20 protein-coding genes, 1 tRNA gene and 1 pseudogene are annotated in these 22,895 nt (G+C 69.6%); 7 read left to right on the top strand and 15 right to left on the bottom strand.

The features are described 5' to 3' along the window. Positions 1–53 precede the first annotated feature (53 nt). The 4 genes from ASG51_RS04425 to ASG51_RS04410 form a co-directional block, all read right to left on the bottom strand. Complete coding sequence (locus ASG51_RS04425; RefSeq protein WP_056379369.1) at positions 54–1,061, bottom strand: beta-ketoacyl-ACP synthase III; 1,008 nt, start codon at positions 1,059–1,061, stop codon at positions 54–56. A gap of 28 nt (positions 1,062–1,089) precedes the next feature. Continuing rightward, entirely contained in the window at positions 1,090–2,124 is a 1,035-nt protein-coding gene (gene plsX / locus ASG51_RS04420; RefSeq protein WP_056220954.1) for a phosphate acyltransferase PlsX, read from the bottom strand. Between the two features lie 187 nt (positions 2,125–2,311). Next, entirely contained in the window at positions 2,312–2,836 is a 525-nt protein-coding gene (locus ASG51_RS04415) for a DUF177 domain-containing protein (RefSeq protein ID WP_056220951.1), read from the bottom strand. After that, positions 2,833–3,435 carry a ubiquinol-cytochrome C chaperone family protein gene (locus ASG51_RS04410; protein WP_244480061.1) on the bottom strand — a complete coding sequence of 201 codons (603 nt, stop codon included), beginning with the start codon at positions 3,433–3,435 and terminating at the stop codon, positions 2,833–2,835. The genes ASG51_RS04415 and ASG51_RS04410 overlap by 4 nt, the downstream gene beginning before the upstream one ends. Positions 3,436–3,670: 235 nt before the next feature. On the opposite strand from ASG51_RS04410, the gene ASG51_RS04405 reads away from it, so the two are divergent. Continuing rightward, positions 3,671–4,168 (top strand): outer membrane protein assembly factor BamE, encoded by a 498-nt coding sequence (locus ASG51_RS04405; protein WP_056220949.1) that lies wholly within the window; start codon positions 3,671–3,673, stop codon positions 4,166–4,168. A gap of 124 nt (positions 4,169–4,292) precedes the next feature. Beyond that, a complete protein-coding gene (locus tag ASG51_RS04400) occupies positions 4,293–6,746 on the top strand; it encodes a PAS domain-containing protein (protein ID WP_056379367.1) in 2,454 nt (817 codons plus the stop codon). 5 nt (positions 6,747–6,751) lie between these two features. Here ASG51_RS04400 and ASG51_RS04395 read toward each other — a convergent pair whose 3' ends face one another. From ASG51_RS04395 to ASG51_RS04380, 4 genes are all read right to left on the bottom strand, one after another. Beyond that, positions 6,752–6,976, bottom strand: a complete 225-nt coding sequence (locus tag ASG51_RS04395; RefSeq protein WP_056379365.1) for a hypothetical protein — start codon at positions 6,974–6,976, stop codon at positions 6,752–6,754. A 41-nt stretch (positions 6,977–7,017) separates the two neighbouring features. Next, the gene (locus ASG51_RS04390; RefSeq protein WP_244480060.1) at positions 7,018–7,740 is read right to left on the bottom strand and encodes an HAD-IA family hydrolase; all 723 of its coding nucleotides are present in this window, start codon (positions 7,738–7,740) and stop codon (positions 7,018–7,020) included. Then, positions 7,737–9,635 carry a PAS domain S-box protein gene (locus ASG51_RS04385; protein ID WP_056379363.1) on the bottom strand — a complete coding sequence of 633 codons (1,899 nt, stop codon included), beginning with the start codon at positions 9,633–9,635 and terminating at the stop codon, positions 7,737–7,739. The genes ASG51_RS04390 and ASG51_RS04385 overlap by 4 nt, the downstream gene beginning before the upstream one ends. A gap of 178 nt (positions 9,636–9,813) precedes the next feature. Continuing rightward, positions 9,814–10,905 (bottom strand): alkene reductase, encoded by a 1,092-nt coding sequence (locus ASG51_RS04380; protein WP_056379361.1) that lies wholly within the window; start codon positions 10,903–10,905, stop codon positions 9,814–9,816. 365 nt (positions 10,906–11,270) lie between these two features. On the opposite strand from ASG51_RS04380, the gene ASG51_RS04375 reads away from it, so the two are divergent. Next, positions 11,271–11,346, top strand: a tRNA-Ile gene (locus ASG51_RS04375). Positions 11,347–11,639: 293 nt separating this feature from the next. On the opposite strand, the gene ASG51_RS04370 is transcribed toward ASG51_RS04375, so the two are convergent. Then, positions 11,640–11,921: a hypothetical protein gene (locus ASG51_RS04370; RefSeq protein WP_056271201.1), complete on the bottom strand. Its 282-nt coding sequence runs from the start codon at positions 11,919–11,921 to the stop codon at positions 11,640–11,642. A gap of 139 nt (positions 11,922–12,060) precedes the next feature. Between ASG51_RS04370 and ASG51_RS04365 the strand changes: the two genes are divergently transcribed. Beyond that, the gene (locus ASG51_RS04365; protein ID WP_156389566.1) at positions 12,061–12,336 is read left to right on the top strand and encodes a hypothetical protein; all 276 of its coding nucleotides are present in this window, start codon (positions 12,061–12,063) and stop codon (positions 12,334–12,336) included. Here ASG51_RS04365 and ASG51_RS04360 read toward each other — a convergent pair. Further along, positions 12,312–13,007 (bottom strand): VIT family protein, encoded by a 696-nt coding sequence (locus ASG51_RS04360; protein WP_056379357.1) that lies wholly within the window; start codon positions 13,005–13,007, stop codon positions 12,312–12,314. The genes ASG51_RS04365 and ASG51_RS04360 overlap by 25 nt on opposite strands. Positions 13,008–13,215: 208 nt before the next feature. Further along, positions 13,216–15,504 carry a catalase/peroxidase HPI gene (katG, locus tag ASG51_RS04355; RefSeq protein ID WP_200941326.1) on the bottom strand — a complete coding sequence of 763 codons (2,289 nt, stop codon included), beginning with the start codon at positions 15,502–15,504 and terminating at the stop codon, positions 13,216–13,218. 728 nt (positions 15,505–16,232) lie between these two features. Between katG and ASG51_RS04350 the strand changes: the two genes are divergently transcribed. Continuing rightward, positions 16,233–16,634 (top strand): PRC-barrel domain-containing protein, encoded by a 402-nt coding sequence (locus ASG51_RS04350; protein WP_056274005.1) that lies wholly within the window; start codon positions 16,233–16,235, stop codon positions 16,632–16,634. A 193-nt stretch (positions 16,635–16,827) separates the two neighbouring features. On the opposite strand, the gene ASG51_RS04345 is transcribed toward ASG51_RS04350, so the two are convergent. Continuing rightward, positions 16,828–17,271, bottom strand: coding sequence for a PACE efflux transporter (locus ASG51_RS04345; RefSeq protein ID WP_056217874.1), 444 nt, complete (start codon positions 17,269–17,271; stop codon positions 16,828–16,830). Positions 17,272–17,361: 90 nt separating this feature from the next. On the opposite strand from ASG51_RS04345, the gene ASG51_RS04340 reads away from it, so the two are divergent. Beyond that, positions 17,362–18,270, top strand: coding sequence for a LysR family transcriptional regulator (locus ASG51_RS04340; RefSeq protein WP_056217871.1), 909 nt, complete (start codon positions 17,362–17,364; stop codon positions 18,268–18,270). A gap of 426 nt (positions 18,271–18,696) precedes the next feature. Further along, a complete protein-coding gene (locus tag ASG51_RS04335) occupies positions 18,697–21,513 on the top strand; it encodes a PAS domain-containing protein (protein WP_056379466.1) in 2,817 nt (938 codons plus the stop codon). Between the two features lie 96 nt (positions 21,514–21,609). On the opposite strand, the gene ASG51_RS04330 is transcribed toward ASG51_RS04335, so the two are convergent. The 3 genes and pseudogenes from ASG51_RS04330 to ASG51_RS04320 all read right to left on the bottom strand — a co-directional run. After that, positions 21,610–22,014, bottom strand: coding sequence for a YidB family protein (locus ASG51_RS04330; protein ID WP_056379355.1), 405 nt, complete (start codon positions 22,012–22,014; stop codon positions 21,610–21,612). A gap of 204 nt (positions 22,015–22,218) precedes the next feature. Continuing rightward, positions 22,219–22,635 (bottom strand): CsbD family protein, encoded by a 417-nt coding sequence (locus ASG51_RS04325; protein ID WP_056379353.1) that lies wholly within the window; start codon positions 22,633–22,635, stop codon positions 22,219–22,221. A gap of 59 nt (positions 22,636–22,694) precedes the next feature. Next, positions 22,695–22,895: pseudogene (locus tag ASG51_RS04320) on the bottom strand (PhnA-like protein); the annotation flags it as partial.

Raw genomic sequence — 22,895 nt, 5'->3', positions numbered from 1 at the left:
GTTCAGGCCGGGGTCAACAGTGCGTGAGGCCCCGTTTCGGAAACCGGTCGCGCCTACCAGCGGATGAGGGCCGCGCCCCAGGTGAATCCGCCGCCGATCGCCTCGATCATCACGAGGTCGCCGGGCTGGATCCGGCCGTCCTTGCGGGCGACGTCGAGGGCCAGGGGGATCGAGGCCGCCGAGGTGTTGCCGTGCCGGTCGACGGTGAGGACCACCTTCTCGCGGGAGATGCCGAGCTTGTCGGCCGACGCCTCGATGATCCGCCGGTTGGCCTGGTGCGGCACGAACCAGGCCAGATCCTCAGCCGTGGTCCCGGACGCCCGGAAGGCGTCGTCGACGACGTCGGTCACGGAGCCGACGGCGAAGCGGAAGACGTCCTTGCCCGTCATCCGCAGATGGCCGGTGGTTCCGGTGGAGCCCGGGCCGCCATCGACGTAGAGTTTTTCGCGGTGCCGTCCGTCCGAGCGCAGGCTCGCGGTGAGCACGCCGCGATCGGCGCTGGTGCCCTCCCCTTCCCGGGCCTCCAGCAGGACCGCCCCGGCGCCGTCGCCGAAGAGCACGCAGGTCGTGCGGTCCTCCCAGTCGAGGATCCGCGAGAAGGTCTCGGCCCCGATGACCAGGGCACGCTTGGCGCTCCCCGTGCTCAGGAACTTGTCCGCGGTGGTCACGGCGTAGACGAATCCGGCGCAGACGGCCTGAACGTCGAAGGCGAAACCGCCGCGCAGGCCCAGCGCTGCCTGGATCTCGGTGGCGGTCGACGGGAAGGTGTGGTCGGGCGTCGAAGTGGCGCAGATGATGAGGTCGATGTCGTCGGCGCTGAGGCCCGCCTCGTCGAGGGCCGCCCGGGCGGCGCGCGCGCCGAGGACCGAGGTCGTCTCGGTGGCATCCGCGAGGTAGCGCTGGCGGATGCCGGTGCGCTGCACGATCCAGTCGTCGGAGGTGTCGACGGTGCGGCTGAGCTCGTCGTTGGTGACGCATCGGGCCGGCAGGGCGGAGCCGCAGCCGACCACGACGGAGCGCAGGACCTTTCCGGAATGGGCCGTCCCGGTCGTGACCGTCATGGGGCCGTCCTTCTGTGCGCGGGTCGGCTCATGACGCGACCGCGGCCGGCGTCAGGTCGAGCATGTCGCGGATGGTGCGCATGAGGTCGTGCCGGGCCATGTCGTGGGCGAGGTCGACCGCCGCCGCGAAGCCGTGCGCGTCCTCGGAGCCGTGACTCTTGATGACGATGCCCTCGAGACCGAGGAACACGCCGCCATTGGCCCGGCTCGGGTTCATCTTGTCCCGCAGGGCCTTGAAGGCCTGGCGGGCGAAGAAGTAGCCGATCTTGGCCGAGAGGGTCCGGCTCATGGCGGCGCGCAGGTAGCTGCCGATCTGCTTGGCCGTCCCCTCGGCGGTCTTCAGGGCGATGTTGCCGGTGAAGCCCTCGGTGACGACGACGTCCACCGTGCCCTTGCCGAGGTCGTTGCCCTCCACGAAGCCGTGATAGGCGAGGTTCGGCAGGTCGGTCTCGCGCAGGTAGCGTGCCGCTTCCTTGACGGCCTCGTTGCCCTTCATCTCCTCGGTGCCGACGTTGAGGAGGCCGACGGTCGGCCGGTCAAGGTCGAACACGATCCGGGCCATGGCCGAACCCATCACCGCCATCTCGACGAGGTGCTCGGCGTCGGTGCCGATGGTGGCGCCGACATCGAGGACCACGCTCTCGCCGCGCACCGTCGGCCAGAGGCAGGCGATGGCCGGGCGCTCGATGCCCGCCAGGGTCTTCAGGCAGATCTTCGACATCGCCATCAGGGCGCCGGTATTGCCGGCCGAGACGGCGGCATCGGCCTCGCCGTCCTTCACCGCCTGGATCGCGCGCCACATCGAGGACTTGCCGCGCCCCGAGCGAACGGCCTGGCTCGGCTTCTCGTCCATGGAGATCGCCATCGTCGTGTGGCGGATCTCGACAGCGCCCTTCAGGCGCGGCTCGGCGGCCACCAGTGGCGTGAGGATTGCCTCATCCCCGAACATCAGGAACGTCATCTCGGGATGGCGCTCGCGGGCGATGGCGGCGCCGGGCACCACGGTCGTGGGGCCGTGGTCGCCGCCCATGGCGTCGAGCGAGATGCACACTCTCTGGGACATGGTGGGTGGCCGGTGGCCTCTGATCGCGGAAGGAACGGCCTCCCGGCGGGAGGCATCACGGTGGGCGGGGTGGCGGCGGACGACCGGCCCCCTGCCCGGCGGGGCGGAAAATAGCGATTGAGGCCCGGTGGGCAAACGAAATCTGAGCGTTTCGCCCAAAGCCGGTCCGATGTGCCGGTCGCGGATCTCAATCGTTGGCGGGCTTGAGCCCGCGCAGGGCCGCCAGCGGCGGCTCGTCCAGATCCTCGATATGGGGCTCGAACGCGACGCCGGGCTTGCGCGGATAGGGGTCGAGCCCGAGCGCCAGGAACTCGCCCGTGATCGCGCCGAAATCGATCTTGCCTCCCACGATCGGGTCGGGGACGTCGGCATCCTCCGCGTCGGTCCCCGCGAGCCGGTCGGTGTCGGTGAACAGCAGGTCCACCGGCTCCGAGACCGGCCCCTCGAAGGGCTCCAGGGACACCGTGCAGACCTGCGTCACCTGCGCCGTCACCGTTCCGCGCACCCGGAAGGCCGAGGGTGGGCCGCTCGTCTCGAAGGTGCCCACGAGGTCCCGGATGGCCGGGATCTCGAAGTCGGCGGCCAGGGCGGCACACTCCTCCGGGCTCGCGGTGACGACGAGCCGCCCATCGCTGCGGCGCAGGCGGTCGACGCTGACGATCCGCGCGAGCGGTCCGGTCTCTCCGTGACGGGGCGTATCGTGGCGGGTCATGGGACGATCCGTGTCGTGGTGCCGTCCGGTCCGGCCGGGGGAGCGGCGAAGGATTGCGGCGGCGGGAATGCCGGGCCGGTGGCGATCAGCCCGTCGAGGTCGGTCCGGGCCAGGGCGACATCGCTGGCGAGGACGTAGCGGGCGAGGCCGGCCGCCGCCGCCGGCGCGCCGACCCCGAGGACGTTGCGCGCGAGCGCGGCCGTCAGCGCCGCCGTATTCCCGGCATCGAGGGCGGCATCGTAGCCCTCGGCCCGGCCGTAAAAGGCGGATCCGAGCTTCTTCATGCGCTTCGGGACCCCGAAATCGCCGATGCCGGATTCCCGAAGGGACGAGTCGAGCTGCAGGAACACCGCGTTCACGAGGTCCTGGGCCACGTCGGCCGCCGGTTCCGGCAGGCGGTTCAGGCGGCGCAGAACCAGGATGACGTGCAGGATCAGGCACTCGAACCGTCCCTCCAGCGTGTCGGGTACGCCGAGGTGGAGGTAGAGGTCCGGTTGGCGGGCCGCCTCGTTGATGCGCCCGTGCAGCGTCTCGATCACCCGCTCGCGCGGGCTCGACCGGCCCCAGGCGCGGAGCCGGTCCAGGAGCCGCGTCATCATGCGCATCTCCCGGGCTCGCCGGGCGCGAAGCCGGCGCGGACGGCCGGCGGGTGTGGCCGGGCTTGCCTTGTCAAAACCATAACCCCGCGTTACGGCAGCGAACGGTCAAGGTGCAACCTCCATCGGGATACTTCTTGCCTCGGTGTCGGGTCGGGATCGGGGCCGCAAGACACCGTCACGGAAGACGCCTTCCCGGAAGTCGCGTCCAGTTTCTCACTGTCAGCAAGGGTGGCCGATGTCGCGCCGTCTCGTCTCGTCGCTCGCTCGCCTCGCCGTCCTCGGCGTGATCGGTGCCGGTGTGTCCGGCTGCATCGGCGAGGACATCCGCCACGGCTACCAGATCGACCAGGCCGCCCTCGCCACCGTGAAGCCCGGGATGAGCGCCGAGCAGGTGCTGCAGATCCTCGGCACGCCGTCCACCGTCTCTACCGTCGGCAACAAGTCGTGGTACTACATCAGCCAGAACACGCGCCGCACCGTCCTGTTCCTCGGCGAACGGGTCGAGGACCAAAAGGTCACCGCCGTCTATTTCAACGGCGCCTTCAAGGTCGAGCGCGTGGCGCTCTACGGCCTGCAGGACGGTAAGGTGTTCGACTTCATCGAGCGGACCACGCCGACCAGCGGCGCCGATCGCGCCTTCCTCAGCCAGCTCTTCCGCGGCCTGACCAAGTATGAGCCGTTCGGCAGCGGGTCCGGCACCAGCGTCGTGCCCGGCGCCAATCGCGGTCTGTAGGCATCGCGGTCCACCCCTCGGGAACCGAGGGGCTGGGCGACCGGCCGACTGAGGGGGCGCGCGTGTGGCGCGGACCGTGAATGGCTCGCCCGGGCTCGACGCCAGGCGGGCAGAGGACCCGAGGATGCCGTTTCGCGAAGCCTTTCTCGTCGAGGGTGGCGAGACCGGCGCGCTCCTGCGCAGCCATGACTGGTCGGCGACCTCGCTCGGCATGCCGGGCGGCTGGCCCCAGGCCCTGAAGACGCTCGTCGGCGTGATGCTCGGCTCGCAGCAGCCGATGCTGATCGTCTGGGGGCCGGACTACATCACCCTCTACAACGACGGCTACGCCGCTATGTGCGGCGCCCGCCATCCGGCCGCCCTCGGCGGCTCGTTCCGCGACCTCTGGCACGACATCTGGGATCAGGTGGAGCCGATCCTGGCCCGCGCCTATGCGGGCGAGGCGACGCACATGGACGGCATCGCCTTCATCATGCACCGCAACGGTTATCCGGAGGAGACCTACTTCTCCTTCGGGTACACGCCGGTGCGCGACGAGGCCGGGCAGGTCGTCGGCATGTTCTGCGCGTGCGCCGAGACGACGGGCCGGGTGCAGGCCGAACGGCGGGCGAGCGCCGAGCGCGAGCGCCTCGAGCAGCTGTTCGCCCAGGCTCCGAGCTTCATGGCCGTCCTGCGCGGGCGCGAACACCGCTTCGAACTCGCCAACCCGGCCTACCGGCGCCTCGTCGGTGACCGGCCGCTTCTGGGTCGGACCGTCGCCGAGGCTCTTCCGGACGCCGTAGACCAGGGCTATCTCGACCTTCTCGACACCGTCTATCGCTCCGGCGATGCCTTCACGGCGACGGCCTCGAAGCTCACCCTGCAGGGCGTGGCGGACGGGGCGGAGGTCGAGCTCTATCTCGACTTCGTCTACCAGCCGATCTTCGACGATGACGGCGCCGTTACCGGCGTCTTCGTCGAGGGCGTCGACGTCACCGACCGGGCGCTCGCCGAGATCGCCCTGCGCCGGAACGAGGCGGAATTGCGCTTCCTCAACGCCGATCTGGAGCGCCAGGTCATCCTGCGCTCCAACGAGCGCGGACTGACTTGGCTGGTCAGCCCGGACCTGCTCGGCGTGCTGCACCCGGACGGCTACTTCGAGCGCCTGAACCCGGCCTGGGAGGTCGTGCTCGGCTGGTCCGAATCCGAGATCGCCGGCCGGTCCGTGCTCGACCTGATCCATCCGGACGACGTGGAGCGCACCGCCGAGGTCGTCGGAGCCCTGGCGGGCGGCACGCCCGTCTTCCGTTTCGAAAACCGCTATCGCACCCGCGACGGCGGCTATCGCTGGCTGTCCTGGACGGCGGTGCCGGAGGGCGGGCGCTCCTACTGCAGCGGCCGCGACATCACCGAGGAGAAGGCGCGGGAGGCCGCCCTCGCCCAGGCCCAGGAGGCCCTGCGTCAGGCGCAGAAGATGGAGGCCGTCGGTCAGCTCACCGGCGGCGTCGCCCACGATTTCAACAACCTTCTGACCGTCATCAAGTCCTCCACCGACCTCCTGAAGCGGCCGGGCCTCGCCGAGGATCGCCGCCGCCGCTACGTCGATGCGATCTCCGACACCGTGGCGCGGGCCGCCAAGCTCACGGGCCAGCTCCTCGCCTTCGCACGGCGCCAGGCCTTGAAGCCCGAAACCTTCAACGTGGGCGCGGGCGTCGCCGCGATCAGCGAGATGGTCGGCACCCTGACGGGGGCCCGCATCGCCATCGTGGTCGAGGTGCCGGAGACGCCCTGCTACGTGCATGCCGATCCGAGCCAGTTCGACACCGCGCTGGTGAACATGGCGGTCAATGCGCGCGACGCCATGGAGGGCGAGGGCCGCCTGACGATCCGCGTCGGCGCCGTCTCGGGGATCCCGCCCCTCGACATCCGCGGGGACGCCTTCGTGGCCGTATCGCTGACCGATACCGGCTCCGGCATCGCCGCGGGGGACCTGCACCGGATCTTCGAGCCGTTCTACACCACCAAGGGCGTCGGTCAGGGGACCGGCCTCGGCCTCAGCCAGGTGTTCGGTTTCGCCAAGCAGTCGGGGGGCGAGGTTCTCGTCGAGAGTGAGCCGGGGCGCGGCTCGACCTTCACCCTCTATCTGCCGCGCGTGTCCGGCCTATCCGAAACCGCCAGGCCGCTCGAGGAGGCCGAGCCGCTGACGGAGGGGCACGGCACCTGCGTCCTCGTCGTCGAGGACAACCCGGAGGTCGGCCGCTTCGCGACCCAGACCCTGGCCGAACTCGGCTATCACACGGTCTGGGCGACCTCCGCCGCCGATGCCCTGCGGCAGCTCGAGAAGATTCCCTTCCGCTTCGAGGTGGTGTTCTCCGACATCGTCATGCCGGGCATGAATGGGATCGAGCTCGCCAAGGAGATCGTCCGGCGGCGGCCCGACCTGCCGGTGGTACTGGCCAGCGGGTACAGCCATGTCCTGGCCGAGGAGGGGGCCCACGGGTTCGAACTGCTGCACAAGCCCTATTCGGTGGAGCAGCTCTCACGGGTCCTGCGGAAGGCGGTGGCCGGCAGTCGTCGCGGACGGCGCGATCGACTCTGACCGCTTCAGCGGCTTCCCGGCTCGCTGGAATCGAGCTGCGCGATCAGGCTCGCGAACAGGTCGGAGACCTCGGATTCGGGCTGAGGGGCATAGGTCGCCTGCAGGCCGCCGGCGAGGCAGGCGACCAGGAAATGCGATCGCGCCCCGCGGGCGCGGGACCGGCGGACCCCCGGCTCCCGATCTGGAGAGACGGCCGGTCCGATCGGTTGCGATCGCTGCGTCTTGTCCATGCACAAGCTTTCCAAGTGTAGCGTCGCTCCGGATGCCTCACCTAACGGACGTTAGCGTGGCGTGCGGAGGGAGCAATAGGCAATCCGGCCGGCCCGAGCGCTGTGCACTTTCCGATCCCCTGTGGCGGGGTCGACACGACGGTCCGGCCGATCGCCGCGGGGTCGGCGAAGAGGTGCTCCGGCGTTCGCGCCGCAAGTGCGTCGGCGCGGGTATAGCCCCAGGTCACGGCCCCGAAGGCACAGCCCGCTTCGGTCGCGGCCTGATGGTCGCGGATCTCGTCGCCGACGTAGAGCGCCGCGGACGGGGCGAGGCTGGCGTCACGGATCAGGGCACGCAGACGCCGGGCCTTGCCGAACAGCGACGCACCGCAGGTGTAGTGAGTGAAGTGGCGGGCCGCCGGTCCCAGCGCCCGCCGGATCGTCGCCTCCCGATTCGAGCTCGCGATGCCGAGGCGCAGGCCCGCTCCGTCGAGGTCGGCGAGCAGGTCAGGCACGCCGGGAAACAGCCGGATCCCCCCAATATCCCGGGCCGCGAGCCGGTGCATGTGGCGGGTGATCAGCGGTAGCTTCCAGGCCGGAATCCCGAGATGCCGGACGATGCTCCGCGCATCCATGCCCCGGAGCGTCTCGGTCTCGTGCTCTGCGATGCGGGCGAAGCCGTAGCGGTCGGCCACGCCGTTGATGACACCAGCGAACCAGGGAAAGCTGTCGGCCAGGGTCCCGTCGAAATCGAAGACAACGAGGCGATACGGAGGGAGACTCACGATTTGAGGTGATCCACCGGGATGACGAGGCGCATCACGAGACCGCTCGGGGCCCAGTCCTGCTCCAGCGTACCGTCCAGCTGCCCGACGACGCTGCGCTGCGCCAGGACCGTGCCGAAGCCCTGCCGGGTCGGCGGACCGGTCACCGTGGGGCCGCCGCTCTCCGCCCAGGTCAGAATGTAGGATGGGCCGTCACGCCGGCCGGTGAGGCGGACGCCGCCGGTCTCGGTCGAAAGGCCGCCATACTTCATCGCGTTGGTGGCCTGCTCGTGCATGATCAGCGCCAGCGCCGTGGCGGCGCGCTCGCCTACGGCCACGTCGTCCCCGTCGACGACGATCCGCGCGCGCCCGTCCTGCACGTAGGCCGCCATGATCAGGCGCATCAGGCCGAACAGGGTCTGGCCCTTCACCGCGGGGGCGCTCGCCGGGGAGTGCGGGCGCACGTATTCGTGGGCCTGCGCCAGGGCGCCGAGGCGCTCCCGGAAGGCCGAGACGAAGGGACGGGCGGCCGGATCGGTCCGGGCCGACAGGCCGGCGATGCCGCCGACCACGGCGAAGATGTTCTTGATCCGGTGCGACAGTTCCTTGATCAGGAGGTCCTGAGCCTCCTCCGCCCGCTTGCGCTCGCGCAGGTCGCGGGTGACGGTGGCGTAACCGACGAACCGACCCTCGTCGTCCCGCACCGGGAAGATGTTGTAGAGGACCGCGATCCCCTCCCCCGTCCCGAAGTGCCGGAAGGCGAGCTCGCCCTCCCACCAGCCCTGCCGCTCGACGGCGGGCAGGACCATTCCGGTGACGAGCGCCTGACTCTCGGGCATGAAATAGTCGAGGAGCTGCGTGCCGGCCACCGCGGCGACGTCGGGGAGTCCGACGAGGCGGCGTCCGGCCTCGTTGATGTGCTGGACGAATCCCTCCCGGTCGGCCATGCCGATGAAGTCCTGTGACTGCTCGACGATGGCGGCGAGTTTCAGCGCCTCGGCCTCCGCCCGCTTCAGGTCCTCGATATCGGTGCAGGTGCCGAACCAGCGCTCGATCCGCCCCTCGGCATCGAAGAGCGGCATCGCCCGCCCCAGGGTCCAGCGATAGGCCCCGGAATGGTGGCGCAGGCGGTACTCGACCTCGTAGGGGTCGCCGGTGGCCAGGCTGTGGCGCCAGCGCGACCAGGCCCGGTCCTGGTCGTCGGGATGGAACATGCCGTTCCAGGCCTCGCCGTCCGTCGAGCCCGGCGGGACGCCGGTGAACGCGTACCAGCGGTCGTTGTAGAAGTCGTGATAGCCGTCGGGCCGGGTGGTCCAGACCATCTGCGGCATCGCGCCGGTCATCACCCGGAACCGACGCTCGCTCGCCTCCAACTCCGCCTCGCGCGCATCGACTTCGCGGCGGGTCCGGGTCAGCTCGATCAGCGTCGCGGCCTGCCGGGCCAGCGCCTCCAGCATCTCGGCCTGCACCGGGGTGATGCCCTCGGGACGCGCGATGCCGTCGAGGACGCAGAGGGTGCCGAGGGGATAGCCCGAGCGCGAGCGAATGACCGCACCGGCGTAGAAACGGAGCTGCCGCTCCCCCGTGACGAGGGGGTTGTCGCGGGTGCGCGGATCGAGGGTGAGGTCCGGGATGACGAGGAGCGCCTCGGCCTCGAGGGCGTGCGCACAGATCGACATCCGCCGTGGTGTCTCGGGCAGCTCGAACCCGACGCGTCCCTTGAACCATTGCCGGTCCGCTTCCACGAGGCTGACCAGCGCGATCGGCGCATTGCAGAGCAGGGCCGCGATGCGGGTCAAGTCGTCGTAGACGGCTTCCCGGCCGGTCGCGGCGAGATCCAGGCTGGCGAGCTCCGCCAGCCGATCGGACTCGGTCCATCCGGTCGGCGCGACTGAGCAGGCATCGGTCGATGGCAAAAGCGGCTATCCTCGTCGGTCGCAACACATAGGATGTCTCCCGTCCGAGCGATAGCGCTAACGGTCTTCGATGTGGATCGAGGTGAATCCGCGATGGTCCGGGTCTCACGACAGTCGAGGAGCCGCCTCGTGTATAGAACTATACAGTAGACGGCTCCGATCGGCTCGCGTTGGCGGCTCAGGCCGCCTTGGCGGCACCCTGGGTCGGATAGTCGACGTAGCCTTCCGGACCCTGGCTGTACCAGGTCTTCATTTCGTCGTTGTTCAGCGGGGCGCTCGTGAACAACCGTTCCGGCAGGTCGGGGTTGGCGATGAAGGGCCGTCCGAAGGCGATGGCGTCGGCCTGGCCCTCGTTGAGGGCCGCCTGCGCCCGCGGGCCGTCGTAATCCGAGTTCAGGATCAGGGGGCCGTCGAAGGCCGCCCGCATCGCCGGGGCGATCGGGGGATGATTGGACGTCCCGAACGTGCCGTTCGGGCCCGGCTCCCGCAGCTCGAGGAAGGCGATCCCGATCTTCGAGAGGGCCGCCGCCGCGGCGCCGAACAGGGCCTCGGGGTTCGAATCATCCACGCCCTGGATCGCGCCGTTGGGCGAGAGGCGCACGCCGGTGCGGTCCCGTCCGACGGCCTCGGCCACGGTGCGCGTCACCTCCGTGAGCAGGCGCAGACGGTTCTCGATGGAACCGCCGTAGGCGTCGGTGCGGAGGTTCGTGCCGTCGCGTAGGAACTGGTCGATCAGGTAGCCGTTCGCCGCATGAATTTGCACGCCATCGAACCCGGCCGTCATGGCGTTGCGCGCGGCGCGGTCATAGTCGGCCAGCAGGCGCGGAATCTCGTCGACGGACAGCGCCCGCGCCTCGGCGTAGGGCTTCTTGCCCGCGTAGGTGTGCGCGGCGTCCGGGGCCGTTGTCGCCGAGGCCGAGATCGGCTTCTGGCCGCCGAGGAAGTCCGGATGCACGATGCGGCCCATGTGCCAGAGCTGACAGACGATCTTGCCGCCGGCGTCGTGCACGGCCTTCACCACCGGCTTCCAGGCCTCGACCTGTTCATCGGACCAGATGCCCGGCGCGAAGGGCCAGCCCAGCCCTTCCTGCGAGATGCCGGTCGCCTCCGTGAGGATCAGGCCGGCGCTGGCCCGCTGGCGATAATACTCCACCATGATCGGCGTCGGCACGTGCTCGCGCGAGGCGCGGCCGCGGGTCAGCGGCGCCATGAAGACGCGGTTCTTGGCGTCGATCGCGCCGATGCGGATCGGGTCGGACAGGGAAGGCATGGAGGAAGCTCACGTTGTTTCAAGGACGAACGGACGGCGCGCGGATTTCACCGCGCCCGTCGATGTCCTCATGTGGTCGTCGCGCCGGGCACCGCCAGACGTCGGCGTCCACCGACGCACCCCGCCCGTGCGGGCGCGCACGCGCCGTTCGATTTCGATCGACTCGCGCGGCTCCTAAGGAGCGAAGGGGCGGCTCACCCGCCTACGGCGGTGCGCCGACAGAGCGATCGGTGAGATCCGGCTGGGACGCGAGGCTCCGCATGGCCGCTCCGAAGCCGGGCACGGTTCACGGTCGCGCCTCGAAATCCGGGGTGACGCGCGTCTCCCACTCGGGTATCGCTCCTTCCATCGCTGCGGAAGCGAGAGGGCCTGTAGCTCAATGGTTAGAGCCGACCGCTCATAACGGTCTGGTTGCAGGTTCGAGTCCTGCCGGGCCCACCACCTCTCCCGTTATAAACCTCCCCCACTGGGGCCGGTGCGGCACCGGCGATCCGGGTCCTTCGGATCACGGGCTGCACAGCTGTCGGGGTCGAGGCTGGGATTGGCCAGCCTGCCCGCCAAGGCTGCCGGTCGTAACGGTTCATCGAGCGCCGGCCCGGCGTCACGGGCGCAACAAGCACCGGGGGAGCTTCATTTCCGCCCGCGGAGACGAGAGCGTCACCCACGCGGTCGCGTGCCGTGACCCTCTCGTCCGCGCTCATATCCAGATCGATTGGAATCCGCAGGGGGCTCGCTTACATCCGGTGGCCGCGGTGGTGTCCCATCATGTGGCCGCGATGGTGACGGTGGCCCATCCGGTGATGGCGGTGGTGGTGACGCATCATGTGGCCGCGCATGTGGTGGTGACCCATCATGCGACCATGGCCGCGATGGCCATGCATGCCGTCCATCCGGACCTCGGTGACGGCGGTCGGCGCGTCGACCGCTCCGATCACACCGGGGGCGGCAGAGGCCGGGGCGGCCGCGATGGCGCCCAGGGTTGCCAGGATGGCGGCGGCGAACAGAGACTTCCTCATGGGCGTCCTCACAGGGGGTTTTTGCCGGCGCGGCATCGGGGCTGACGCCGGCCGGGCTCAGGGAACGGCTCAGTTTCGCATACCGTTCCGCGTAGTCCGTCGTTCTCCGCCTCCGCCTCGAGAGAGGAAATTCCTCTCGGTGAACGCCGGCTGGGCGTCCCCCCGGCTTGCCAAGTGGGCAGGCTGGCGACCCCTGGAGGAAATCGGTCCGTTCGCGATGCCGGCGGCGCGGCAGGCCGCCTCGATGGTCCGCGTGACGTCGGAGTCCGGCTGGAGCTGGAAGCGGGCGAATCGCATCAGCGCCTCCGACACCGAAACCGGTCCTGGCAGCGACGCCCTGCGGTCGATCTTTCGTCGCGGGATCAGGGGCCGGTTCAAGCCGATGGCCGATCAGACGGCCTTGCCGACGAGGTGACCGATGCCGGCCGTGACGGCCATCGCCAGGGCGCCCCAGAACGCCACGCGGGCCGTCGCCCGCAGGACCTTCGCGCCGCCGACCTTCGCGCCGAGCGCCCCGAGAACGGCGAGGAACATCAGAGAGGCGGCGGAGACGAGGGTGACCACGAGGTTCGCCGGCGAGATCGCAGCCACGAGCAGCGGCAGTGCCGCCCCGGCCGAGAAGGTCGCCGCCGAGGTCAGCGCGGCCTGGATCGGGCGCGCCGTCGTGAACTCCGAGATGCCGAGCTCGTCCCGGGCATGGGCGCCCAGCGCGTCCTTGGCCATGAGCTGGTCGGCCACCTTCAGCGCGAGTTCGTGGTCGAGGCCGCGGCCGACGTAGATCGCCGCCAGTTCCGCGCGCTCGGCCGCAGGGTCCTGCTCCAGCTCGCGGCGCTCACGGCTGAGATCGGCCTGCTCGGTGTCGGACTGGGAGCTGACCGAGACGTACTCGCCGGCCGCCATCGACATCGCGCCGGCGACCAGCCCGGCCGTGCCGGCGACCAGGATCTCGCCGGTGGCGGCCGTGGAGGCCGCCACGCCGACGATCAGGCTCGCGGTGGAGACGAGCCCGTCATTGGCGCCGAGGACCGCGGCGCGGAGCCAGCCGATCCGGTCGATCAGGTGGCTCTCGGCATGGGACCGGCGCATGGCAGTCAGTGCCTCCGGGTCGGGCTGGCGCGGTGCGCGCGCGGCAGGATACGACGCAGAATGCCGTCGTGCCAGCGCCCGTGCGATGGGTTCGCGAGCCGAGAGGATCCGGGGAGTCCACCCTGCGGTCGTGACGGCGGCCGGGGCCGGGACATCCGTACGGGGATGTCCCGGCCCCTCCTCCCCTCACGAGACGCCGGGGGGCGGGTTACCGCGTCCGGACGTCGTAGCGGTCGAGCATCATCACCTTGTCCCAGACCTTCACGAAATCCTTCGTGAACCGGGCCTCGCCGTCGCTGCCCGCATAGACCTCGGCGACGGAGCGGAGCTGCGCGTTCGACCCGAACACTAGGTCGCAGCGCGTCGCGGTGAACTTCGCCGCTCCGCTCGCCCGGTCGACCAGCTCGAAGGTCATGCCCTTCGGGTCGGTCTTGCGCCATTCGAGATCGACGCTCGTCAGGTTCGCGAAGAAGTCGTTCGACAGCACGCCGACCCGATCGGTGAAGATGCCGTGCCGCGAGCCGTCGTGATTGGCTCCGAGGGCCCGGAGGCCGCCCACCAGGGCCACCCATTCGGGGGCCGTGAGGGATAGCAGGTACGCCTTGTCCAGGAAGAGCTCCTCGGGCGAGACGCGCGGTGCGACCGCCGCGAAGTCCTCCGCCACGTAGTTGCGGAAGCCGTCGACGACGGGCTTGAGCCACGTGAACATCTCGATATCGGTCAGCTCCTGCCGGGTGTCGACGCGACCCGGCGTGAACGGCACCGTCGCGGGGTGGCCACCGTCGGCGAGCGCCTTCTCGACGGCGGCACATCCGCCGAGCACGATGAGATCGGCCAGCGACACCCGCTTGCCGGCCTGATGCCCGTTGAAGGCGTCGGCGATCTGCCGCAGGGCGGCCACCACCGGCACGGTCCGACGGTTGATCGACCAATCCTTCTGCGGGGCGAGCGCCAGCCGACCGCCATTGGCGCCGCCGCGCTTGTCGCTGTCGCGATAGGTCGATGCCGCCGAGAAGGCCGTGAACGCGAGATCGGAGACCGACAGGCCCGTCGCCAGGATCTCACGCTTCAGCGCGGCGATGTCGCCGTCGTCGATGAGGTCGTGATCGCGGGGCGGGATCGGATCCTGCCAAAGCAGATCGTCCTCGATCTTGACCTCGGGGCCGAGGTAGCGCTCCTTCGGACCCATGTCGCGGTGGGTCAGCTTGTACCAAGCCTTCGAGAAGGCCAGGGTGAACGCATCGAAGTCATTGAGAAACTTCTCGCACACCTTGCGGTAGTCCGGGTCGACCTTCAGGGCGATGTCGCTGGTCATCATCATCAGACCATGCATCTGGCCCGGTACATGCGCGTCCGGGGTCTTGGGCGCGTCCGGATCGGCCGGCGTCCATTGCGATGCACCGGCCGGACTCTTGGTCTGCACCCATTCGAACTTGAAGAGGTTCTCCAAGTAGGCGTTGTCCCACTGGGTCGGGTTCGGCGTCCAGCTGCCCTCGATGCCGTTGGTCATCGTGTACTGGGCGAAACCCGTGCCCTTGGGGTTGTGCCAGCCCAGGCCCATCGCCTCCATCGGAGCAATTTCCGGCGGTGGGCCGACCTGATCGGCCGACACCATACCGTGGCTCTTCCCGAAGGCATGGCCGCCGGCGATCAGCGCCACGGTCTCCTCGTCGTTCATCGCCATGCGGGTGAAGGTCGTGCGGATGTCGCGCGCGGACCCCATCGGGTCTCCGTTCGCGTAGGGGCCTTCGGGATTGACGTAGATCAGCGCCTGGTGCGATGCGGCCAGCGGATTTTCGAGATCGTAATCCGTATCGCCGTTCTGGCCACGCCAGCGCTTGTCGCGGCTTACCATGCTGTCGAACGACGCGACGTCGTTCGGGTCCCAGATCTCGGGTCCCCAGTAGGTCGCGTTGTCGGCTTCCCACGCGTCCTGACGTCCGCCGGCAAAGCCGTAGGTCGGGAAGCCCATGATCTCCAGGGCGCAATTGCCGGTCAGGACCATCAGGTCGCCCCACGACAGGGCGCTTCCGTACTTTTGCTTGATCGGCCAGATCAGGCGCCGGGACTTGTCGGTGTTGCCGTTGTCCCACCAGCTGTTGATCGGCGCGAAGCGCTGGAGCGCCTCGCCGGCTCCGCCCCGACCGTCTGCGATCCGGTAGGTGCCCGCCGCATGCCAGGCCATGCGGATCATCTGCGGGCCGTAATTGCCGTAGTCGGACGGCCACCACGCGACGGATGTCGTGAGGAAGGCCTTGATGTCCTGCTTCACCGCATCGAGATCCAGTGCCTCGAACGCCGCCTTGTAATCGAAGTCCTCGCCCAGGGGATTGGCCTGCGGGCCGTTCTGATGAAGGAGCTCGACCTTCAGACGGTTGGGATACCAATCCGAGAGCGCCGGCGGACTGCCCACGGCGCCACCGATGCGGTCGCCGCCGAAGGGGCATTTCCCCTGCATCTCGAAGGTCTCGGTGTTCAGTTTGCTGGAATCGGCGATGGTCAACGCGGCGTCCTCTTCCTCGTCGTCGGGAGCGTCTGCTCGAAAAGCGCTTGCCCGGAAACGCCCCCGGAGCGCTCCGCGCTATTGGAGGCAATAACCCGAGGAATTATAGCGGGCCTGCAAAGAACGGACACGCTATCACGGCGATTTGATGGTCTGTGTATTCAGGCTCATCTTTTGGCGTGGCCCCTCATGCTGACAGAAGTCGCTGAATAATTCGTTGGACCGATCAGGACCGTCCGTAGATTCGGACCGGTGATCCGCGATCGATGCCGGGTGCGGCACAGTGTTCGCGTGTGTTCACGCCGTGGACGGTATCGGCCCGGAGCGTTTGTGCTGACGAGGGCAGGTTCGATGATCGCGCGAATCACGCGGACCCCAGGGGCGGAGGGCCTCCTGGTTCCCTCGTTGGAGGAACGGGCGTGTTGCGGCCTCACTGAGGGTGGCCGATGCTTACGCTGCGGCCCGGCCGGCGGTTGGACATTCTCGCCTCCACGGTCGTGACCGCGCCGCCGGACCAGGACGGCGCGGATTCGTCGGCGCCGCCCAACATCGGGAAGGGCTGTTCGGCTCGAGCGTGGGTCACTTTCCGCCCAGCGGAGCGTCCGGGGTTTTGGCGAGCGGCCGATCTGATTTGGTTCCAGGACAAAATCCCGTCCGCGATTCGGAACGCTTCGTCGCGTCCAGCTATTTCCGGTCCCCGTTCCGGGACACAGGAGTTCCCCATGCGTCGCCTCGTTCTCGCCCTCGCCGCCGTTACGGCGCTGACAGGACCCGTTCTCGCCAAGGACGAGGCTCCCACGCCGCCAACCACAGTGAAGTTTGCCCCCGTCCCGCAGGACGCCGTGCTGAGCTACAACCTCATCGGCCTCAACGTCGTCGACGGCACCAACAGCAATGTCGGCGAGATCAAGGATCTCGTCATCGAGAAGGGCAGGCTCACCGGCTACATTATGTCCGTCGGCGGCTTCCTCGGTGTGGGCGAACGCTACGTGGTGGTCGATCCGTCCTCGGTGGCGCTGACCTACGACGCCGGGGCGAAGAAGTGGAAGGCCTCGGTGAATGCCAGCAAGGACGCCCTGAAGGCCGCCCCCGAGTTCAAGTACGACGGCAAGTTCAAGCGCTGAGCGCACTTGGCGGGAGCGTTCGCGCGCGAGGTGGGTCGCGGTCCGGCCGAGGGCGGTGCAACGGCCCGGATCCGCTCCCCACCGCGGACCAATCGCGCGTCGGTTTCCGCCCGGGATCGACCCCGGCTCCATGCGGCGGACAGGGTGCCCCCCCTGTCCGCCGAACCGATGAAGGGCATCGGCGGCGGTGCGCTCAGAGAGACGGCGCCGGCGCCGGGTCGCCCCAGGTCTTCACCGGGAAGGTCACGTCGTAGGCCAGGTTGAAGACGAAGGCGTAGGCCACATAGAAGGCTGCGATCGCGAGATCCATGAAGAAGGCTTCGGTGAAGCCGATGCCGAGATACCAAGCGATCGGCGGCAACAGGATCACGAGAAGCCCCGCCTCGAACAGCACCGCATGCGCCACCCGCAGCATGAGGCTCTTGCGGGTATGCCCGACGACGCGCTGCATCGTCCGGTCGAAGCCGAGGTTGTAGAGGTAGTTCCACACCATCGCAGCCAGGGCGCTGCCTACGCCGATCACGCCCATGGCCGAGGCCTGCAGCCCGAAAAGCAACGTCCCGAGCGGGATGATCAGGGCGAGCCCCAGCACCTCGAACAGGATGGCGTGGCGGATGCGATCGCGAGTCGTGCGCATGATGTTTCCCGAAAACGGTCCCTTTGGTCCGGCGTCTTCTATCTGCCATACACCGATCCGCAAGTTAGAACGTATCGGAAAACCGGATGGATCATGGTCTCGCTCGATCAACTTCAGGCATTCGTGGCGGCGGCCGAGGCCGGATCTTTCTCGGGCGCGGCCCGCGTGCTGCGGAAAGCCCAGTCGGCCGTCAGCACCCAGGTGGCGAACCTGGAGGCCGATCTCGGTGTCGTCCTGTTCAGCCGAGCGGGCCGCAATCCGGTATTGACCCCGGCAGGCGAGCGGCTGTTGCTGGAGGCCCGCGTGGTGCTCGAGCGGCGCGAGCACCTCGTCGGCGTGGCGCGCAGTCTGGAGCAGGGGGTGGAGAACCGGCTCGTGGTCGCCATCGACGAACTCTATCCCGAGCACGCCCTCGGCGCGCTGTTCGCGGACTTCGCGCGGCACTTCCCCTTCGTCGAGCTGGAACTGCTCTTCCCGCTAATGGAGGATGTCAGCCGCATGGTGCAATCGGGGGCGGCCGACCTCGGCGTGATGTGGCGCCAGGAGGTGCTGCCCACGGAACTCGGCTTCCAGACCATCGGCTGGGTGCCCCTCAAGCTCGTCTGCGGGCGCGACCATCCCCTGGCGAAGGCGCGGGTGGCGTGGGAGGAGTTGAAACGGCATCGCCAGATCCTCGTCGCCGCGCGCAGCGACGGGCCCGAAAAGCGCCGCCTGCGGGTGGCCGCCGAGGTGTGGTGGGTGGAGAGCCACTGGGTCATCCTCGAGATGGTCAAGCACGGGATCGGTTGGGCCTTCGTCACGGACCACGTCATCGCCGCATCGCAGACGGCGCCCGATCTCGTCACGCCGGATCTGCAATTCGATCAGGGCGACTGGCCCATCGCCCTGGAACTGGTCTGGCACAAGCAGCGCCCCTGCGGACCGGCCGCGGCCTGGCTGCGCGAGCGCTTCGCGGCGGAGCGGGTCGGCAACGCGTCGGGCGTCGGCCGGACGGCTTGAGGACGGGAACTTCGGCGCGCCCTCGTGTCCTGCGGACCCGCCACCGGGGCATGCCGATCCGGGTGAGCGGCATAGCCGTCCGACCGGTCTCGCGCGTTGATCCCTGGCGGACGCCGCGTCGCGAACCCGCTTGTGCGTACGGGGCGGTGCGACGACGACGTGCCGGATACGCAGGACGAAACCTGGCATGAAGAGCCCCCGAAGCGGTGGCGCGCCGTTTCCATCGCCGCGTAGGCCGCCAAGCGTTCGTCGCGCGCGGACCGGTGCCGTCCAGCGGTGCCTGCGGCACAGCGCGCGGAGGACTCTTCGGAAGCGGGTGGGCAAAGGCGTCGCGGAGAGGTGTGGGTCGTGCAGGGCGGATCGGAGGAGGACGGGCCCGCCGCAGGGCCCGAGGCGGCACCGGCCTGTCTCGCGGGGGGCGGCGAGATGGCGGCGAGGCTGCGCACGCACGACTGGTCCGGTTCCTCCCTCGGACGACCGGAGACCTGGCCGGCCGGTCTGCGCGCGACCGTGAGCCTGATGCTGGGCTCGCGCTTTCCGATGTTCGCGGCCGTGGGGACCGAACTTGCCGTCCTCTACAACGACGCCTTTGCCGAGATTCTCGGGCTCCGGCATCCGGCCGCCCTCGGCCGGTCTTTTCGCGAGGTCTTTTCGGGTGTGTGGAGCGAGGTTGAGCCCATGGTCGCGCGCGCCCTCGCCGGCGAGGCGACCTTGTCCGAGAACATGCCGTTCGTGATCGAGCGGGGCGGCGACGCGGAGTCGGCGTCCTTCACGGTCTCCTACTCGCCCCTGCGGGACGATGCGGACAGGGTCGTCGGTGTGTTCTGCGCCTGCGCCGAGACGACGGCGCAGATCGCGGCACAGGCGGACCTCGGCGAGACGGAAGCGCGTCTGCGCCTTGCGAGCGAGGCCTCCCACATCGGCTTCTGGGACGTGGACGTCGTGAACGACACGGCCTTCTGGCCGCAGCGGGTGAAGGCGATGTTCGGCATGTCGTCCGACGCCCCGGTCTCGGGCGCGGAGTTTCTCGCCGGCCTGCATCCCGACGACCGCGAGGCGACGATGGCGGCCTTCGCCGCTGCGCTCGATCCTGCGCGCCGCGCCGTCTACGATGTCGAGTACCGGACCGTGGGCCAGGCGGACGGACTGGTCCGCTGGGTCGCCGCCAAGGGGCGCGGCCTCTTCGAGGGCGACCGCTGCGTGCGCGTGCTCGGGACCGCCCCCGAGATCACCGCCCGCAAGCGGTCCGAGGAGGCCCTGCGCGCCAGCGAAGAGCAGTTTCGCGTCCTGTCGCAGGTGCTGCCCAACCTCGTCTGGACCACCGATGCGGCCGGCGCCGCCGACTGGTTCAACGAGCGGGTTTACGCCTACAGCGCGTTGCGGCCCGGAACCCTCGACGCGGCGGGATGGCTCGCCATCATCCATCCGGACGACCAGGCCCGCGTGGCCAAGCGGTGGGGCGAGACCGTCGCCTCTCTGTCGGAATACCAGTGCGAATATCGTCTCCGGCGCGGGGACGGCGCCTATCGCTGGTTCCTGGCGCGGGCGCAGCCGGTGCTGGCCGGCGACGGCACCGTCCTGCGCTGGGTCGGCACCAGCACCGACATCGACGACCAGAAGCGGGTGATGGCCGAACTCGTCGGCTTCAACGAGGCCCTGGAGCAGCGAGTCGCCGAACGCACTGCCGAGCGCGACCGGGTCTGGCGCAACTCGCGCGACCTCCTCGTCGTCATCGGGTCCGACGGTGTCTTCCGGGCGGTGAACCCGGCCTGGGAGGCGATCCTGGGCCAGCATCCGTCGGACGTGGTCGGGCGCAGCTTCCTGGCGTTCGTCTGGCCGGAGGATGCGGTCTTCACCGAGGCGGCTTTGTCTCAGGCCGCGGCTGCCGACCACCTCAACAACTTCGAGAATCGCTACCGCCACGCGGACGGCACCGCGCGCTGGATCTCTTGGCGGACCTCCGTGGAGGGGGGGCTCGTCTACGCCTATGGGCGGGACGTCACCGCGGAGAAGACCCAGGGCCAGGCGCTGCAGCAGGCCGAGGAAGCCTTGCGCCAGTCCCAGAAGCTGGAGGCAATCGGGCAATTGACCGGAGGGGTCGCGCACGATTTCAACAACCTGCTGACCATCATCCGGTCCTCGGTCGACTTCCTGCGCCGGCCGGATCTCGCGGAGGCGCGCAGGGCCCGCTACCTCAACGCAGTATCCGACACGGTGGACCGGGCGGCCAAGCTGACGGGACAGCTCCTCGCCTTCGCGCGGCGCCAGACCCTGAAGCCGGAGACGGTGGACGTCGGCAGCCGGCTGCGCAGCGTCGCGGACCTGCTCGATACCGTGACGGGGGCGCGCATCACGGTCCGGACGGAGCTGCCCGACCATCCGTGCTGCGTGCGGGTGGACGTCAGTCAGTTCGAGACCGCCCTCGTGAACATGGCGGTCAACGCCCGGGACGCGATGGATGGCGAAGGAACCCTGACCCTGCGGCTGGATTGCGGCGTGCCGCTCCCGTCCATTCGCGGCCATGCCGGGGCCCCCGGGCCCTTCGCAGCGGTCTCGCTCACCGACACGGGCACGGGCATCGCTGCCGACGTCCTCACCCGGATCTTCGAGCCGTTCTTCACCACGAAGGCGGTCGGCAAGGGCACGGGCCTCGGCTTGTCCCAGGTGTTCGGCTTCGCCAAGCAGTCGGGTGGCGACGTGGCCGTCGCGAGCGAGCCGGGCCGGGGCACGACGTTCACGCTCTACCTGCCCGAGGCGGAGATGGACTTCGTCGCGGCCGAGGACGGTTCCGAAACGGCGGCTCTGGAGCCGGGCGGCGCCGGCCAGCGCGTCTTGGTGGTCGAGGACAATATCGAGGTCGGGCGGTTCGCGACCCAGATCCTGCAGGACCTCGGCTACGCGACGGCCTGGGCGGCCAACGCGGAGGAGGCGTTGGACCGCATCGGGTCGGATGGCGGCGGTTTCGACGTTGTGTTCTCCGACGTGGTCATGCCGGGAATGGGCGGGATCGAGCTCGCCAAGCTGTTGCGGCGGCGTCTGCCGGACCTGCCCGTGGTCCTGGCCTCCGGCTACAGCCACGTGCTGGCCGAGGAAGGCGCGCATGGATTCGAATTGCTGCAGAAGCCCTACTCGGCTGATCAGGTCTCCGCCATCCTGCGCCAGGTGGTGAGGCACCGGACCGGTGGCGGGCGGTCTGCGACACCGAGCCGGGGCAAGGGTGCGAAAGGGCGCGCCGATAGCTGACCCGACGGAGGAACCGGCACACCGATCCTCGCCCCGCCGCGCACCGATGAGGCGACCGGCGCCCTCGGGCGACGCCGGCCGTATCCATGCTGGACCTCAGGCCGGGCGGCGGCCGTCGGCGGCGTAGCGGTCGATGGCCGAGGGCAGCTCGCGCGAGAGCCGGGAGAGGAGCGCGCCGCGGCTCAGGCCGGTCTGCTGGGTGAGGTGGTCGAGGGTGTCCGAGCCGATGGCCCGCTCCAGATCCCCCTCGGGGATGTCGCGGTTGGGGCCATGGCTGACCCAGGAGTTCGCGGTCTCGCCGTGACCGCCCTTGGTGAAGTGGTCGACGAGCTCGCTCAGGCCGCTGGCGATCAGGCCGCCGACCCCGGCGGTGCCGACGCCGCCCAGAAGCCCGGCCAGATTGTGGCCCTTCAGCAGCTCGGCGAGCTTGTCGCGGTTCTGGTAGCCGGCCACGGCCAGAAGGCCCAGCAGCGCGGTCATCGAGGGGTAGCCCTTGCTCATCGTCGATCCTGTGTCCGAGGTCTGGGAGAAACGGTACGATCCGAGGGTGATCGCTCGCCTGTCGGCAGGATCGCGATCGGCCGAGGCGGCGCGCGTAGGTTAGAGAACGGGGATGGGGCACCGACGGATCCCACGCTCCGTTCCGGGGCGGCTTCTCGGAGTCTTTCGCGTCCGGCAAGCCAAGCCCGGGAATCGGCTTGCGGATCAACGCCGGGGCCGGGCGAACCACCCGACCGCGAAGGCGACGGCGGCGAGGCCAAGGAGCGCTGAAGCGCGGTTGTCGTCGGCGTAGCGCACGGCCCGTCGGCCGTAGGTCGATCCGCGCTTGCGGGCGTGACGGGTTAAGGCGCGGCCCTCGTCGATCAGGTGATCGGCGCGGTCGCGGCCTTCCTCGATCCAGTGGCCGGCGTGGTCGCGTACCTCGTGGGCGAGGTGGCGGCCGTCATCGACGAGGTCCTGGGCCCGGTCGCGGGCGCGGCCGTAGGCGTACTGGGCGCCGCCGGCCACCTGGTTCACGGCGCCGCGCACCTGGCGCGCCGGGTCACCGGTGAGGCCGCCGACCACGGTCTGGGCACGGCCCTTGAGATGGCGCGAGGCGCCGCGGAATTGATCGCCGTTCATGGCAGGTCTCCTGCTGTTCGGGGATCCGGCCGGTCGCGGGGACCGGCCGGGACGAGGGCTCAGACGCGGCGGGCGTCGACGCTGTCGGCGAGGGTGAGGCGCTTGGGGGCGCCGAGGCGTCCGCCGAGGAAGCCGGCGAGCGCGCCCAGGATCAGGGCGAGCGCGCCGTAGAAGGCGCCCTGGGTGGCGGCGGACTTGGCGGCGACGGCCGCGGCTTCCGCCTTCGCCTTGGCGGTCGCGACGGTCTCGTCGTACTGCTT

This window comes from Methylobacterium sp. Leaf465, from assembly GCF_001424705.1.
Taxonomy (GTDB): domain Bacteria; phylum Pseudomonadota; class Alphaproteobacteria; order Rhizobiales; family Beijerinckiaceae; genus Methylobacterium.
Note: the sequence above shows the minus strand (reverse complement) of the source record. Positions and strands in the feature narration are given on the sequence as shown.

What these genes read in the sequence shown, in the direction of transcription:
- ASG51_RS04425 (WP_056379369.1), bottom strand. Translation starts at nt 1,061, where the DNA reads ATGACGGTCACGACCGGGACGGCCCATTCCGGAAAGGTCCTGCGCTCC.
- plsX (WP_056220954.1), bottom strand. Translation starts at nt 2,124, where the DNA reads ATGTCCCAGAGAGTGTGCATCTCGCTCGACGCCATGGGCGGCGACCAC.
- ASG51_RS04415 (WP_056220951.1), bottom strand. Translation starts at nt 2,836, where the DNA reads ATGACCCGCCACGATACGCCCCGTCACGGAGAGACCGGACCGCTCGCG.
- ASG51_RS04410 (WP_244480061.1), bottom strand. Translation starts at nt 3,435, where the DNA reads ATGATGACGCGGCTCCTGGACCGGCTCCGCGCCTGGGGCCGGTCGAGC.
- ASG51_RS04405 (WP_056220949.1), top strand. Translation starts at nt 3,671, where the DNA reads ATGTCGCGCCGTCTCGTCTCGTCGCTCGCTCGCCTCGCCGTCCTCGGC.
- ASG51_RS04400 (WP_056379367.1), top strand. Translation starts at nt 4,293, where the DNA reads ATGCCGTTTCGCGAAGCCTTTCTCGTCGAGGGTGGCGAGACCGGCGCG.
- ASG51_RS04395 (WP_056379365.1), bottom strand. Translation starts at nt 6,976, where the DNA reads ATGGACAAGACGCAGCGATCGCAACCGATCGGACCGGCCGTCTCTCCA.
- ASG51_RS04380 (WP_056379361.1), bottom strand. Translation starts at nt 10,905, where the DNA reads ATGCCTTCCCTGTCCGACCCGATCCGCATCGGCGCGATCGACGCCAAG.
- ASG51_RS04370 (WP_056271201.1), bottom strand. Translation starts at nt 11,921, where the DNA reads ATGAGGAAGTCTCTGTTCGCCGCCGCCATCCTGGCAACCCTGGGCGCC.
- ASG51_RS04360 (WP_056379357.1), bottom strand. Translation starts at nt 13,007, where the DNA reads ATGCGCCGGTCCCATGCCGAGAGCCACCTGATCGACCGGATCGGCTGG.
- ASG51_RS04350 (WP_056274005.1), top strand. Translation starts at nt 16,233, where the DNA reads ATGCGTCGCCTCGTTCTCGCCCTCGCCGCCGTTACGGCGCTGACAGGA.
- ASG51_RS04345 (WP_056217874.1), bottom strand. Translation starts at nt 17,271, where the DNA reads ATGCGCACGACTCGCGATCGCATCCGCCACGCCATCCTGTTCGAGGTG.
- ASG51_RS04335 (WP_056379466.1), top strand. Translation starts at nt 18,697, where the DNA reads ATGGCGGCGAGGCTGCGCACGCACGACTGGTCCGGTTCCTCCCTCGGA.
- ASG51_RS04330 (WP_056379355.1), bottom strand. Translation starts at nt 22,014, where the DNA reads ATGAGCAAGGGCTACCCCTCGATGACCGCGCTGCTGGGCCTTCTGGCC.
- ASG51_RS04325 (WP_056379353.1), bottom strand. Translation starts at nt 22,635, where the DNA reads ATGAACGGCGATCAATTCCGCGGCGCCTCGCGCCATCTCAAGGGCCGT.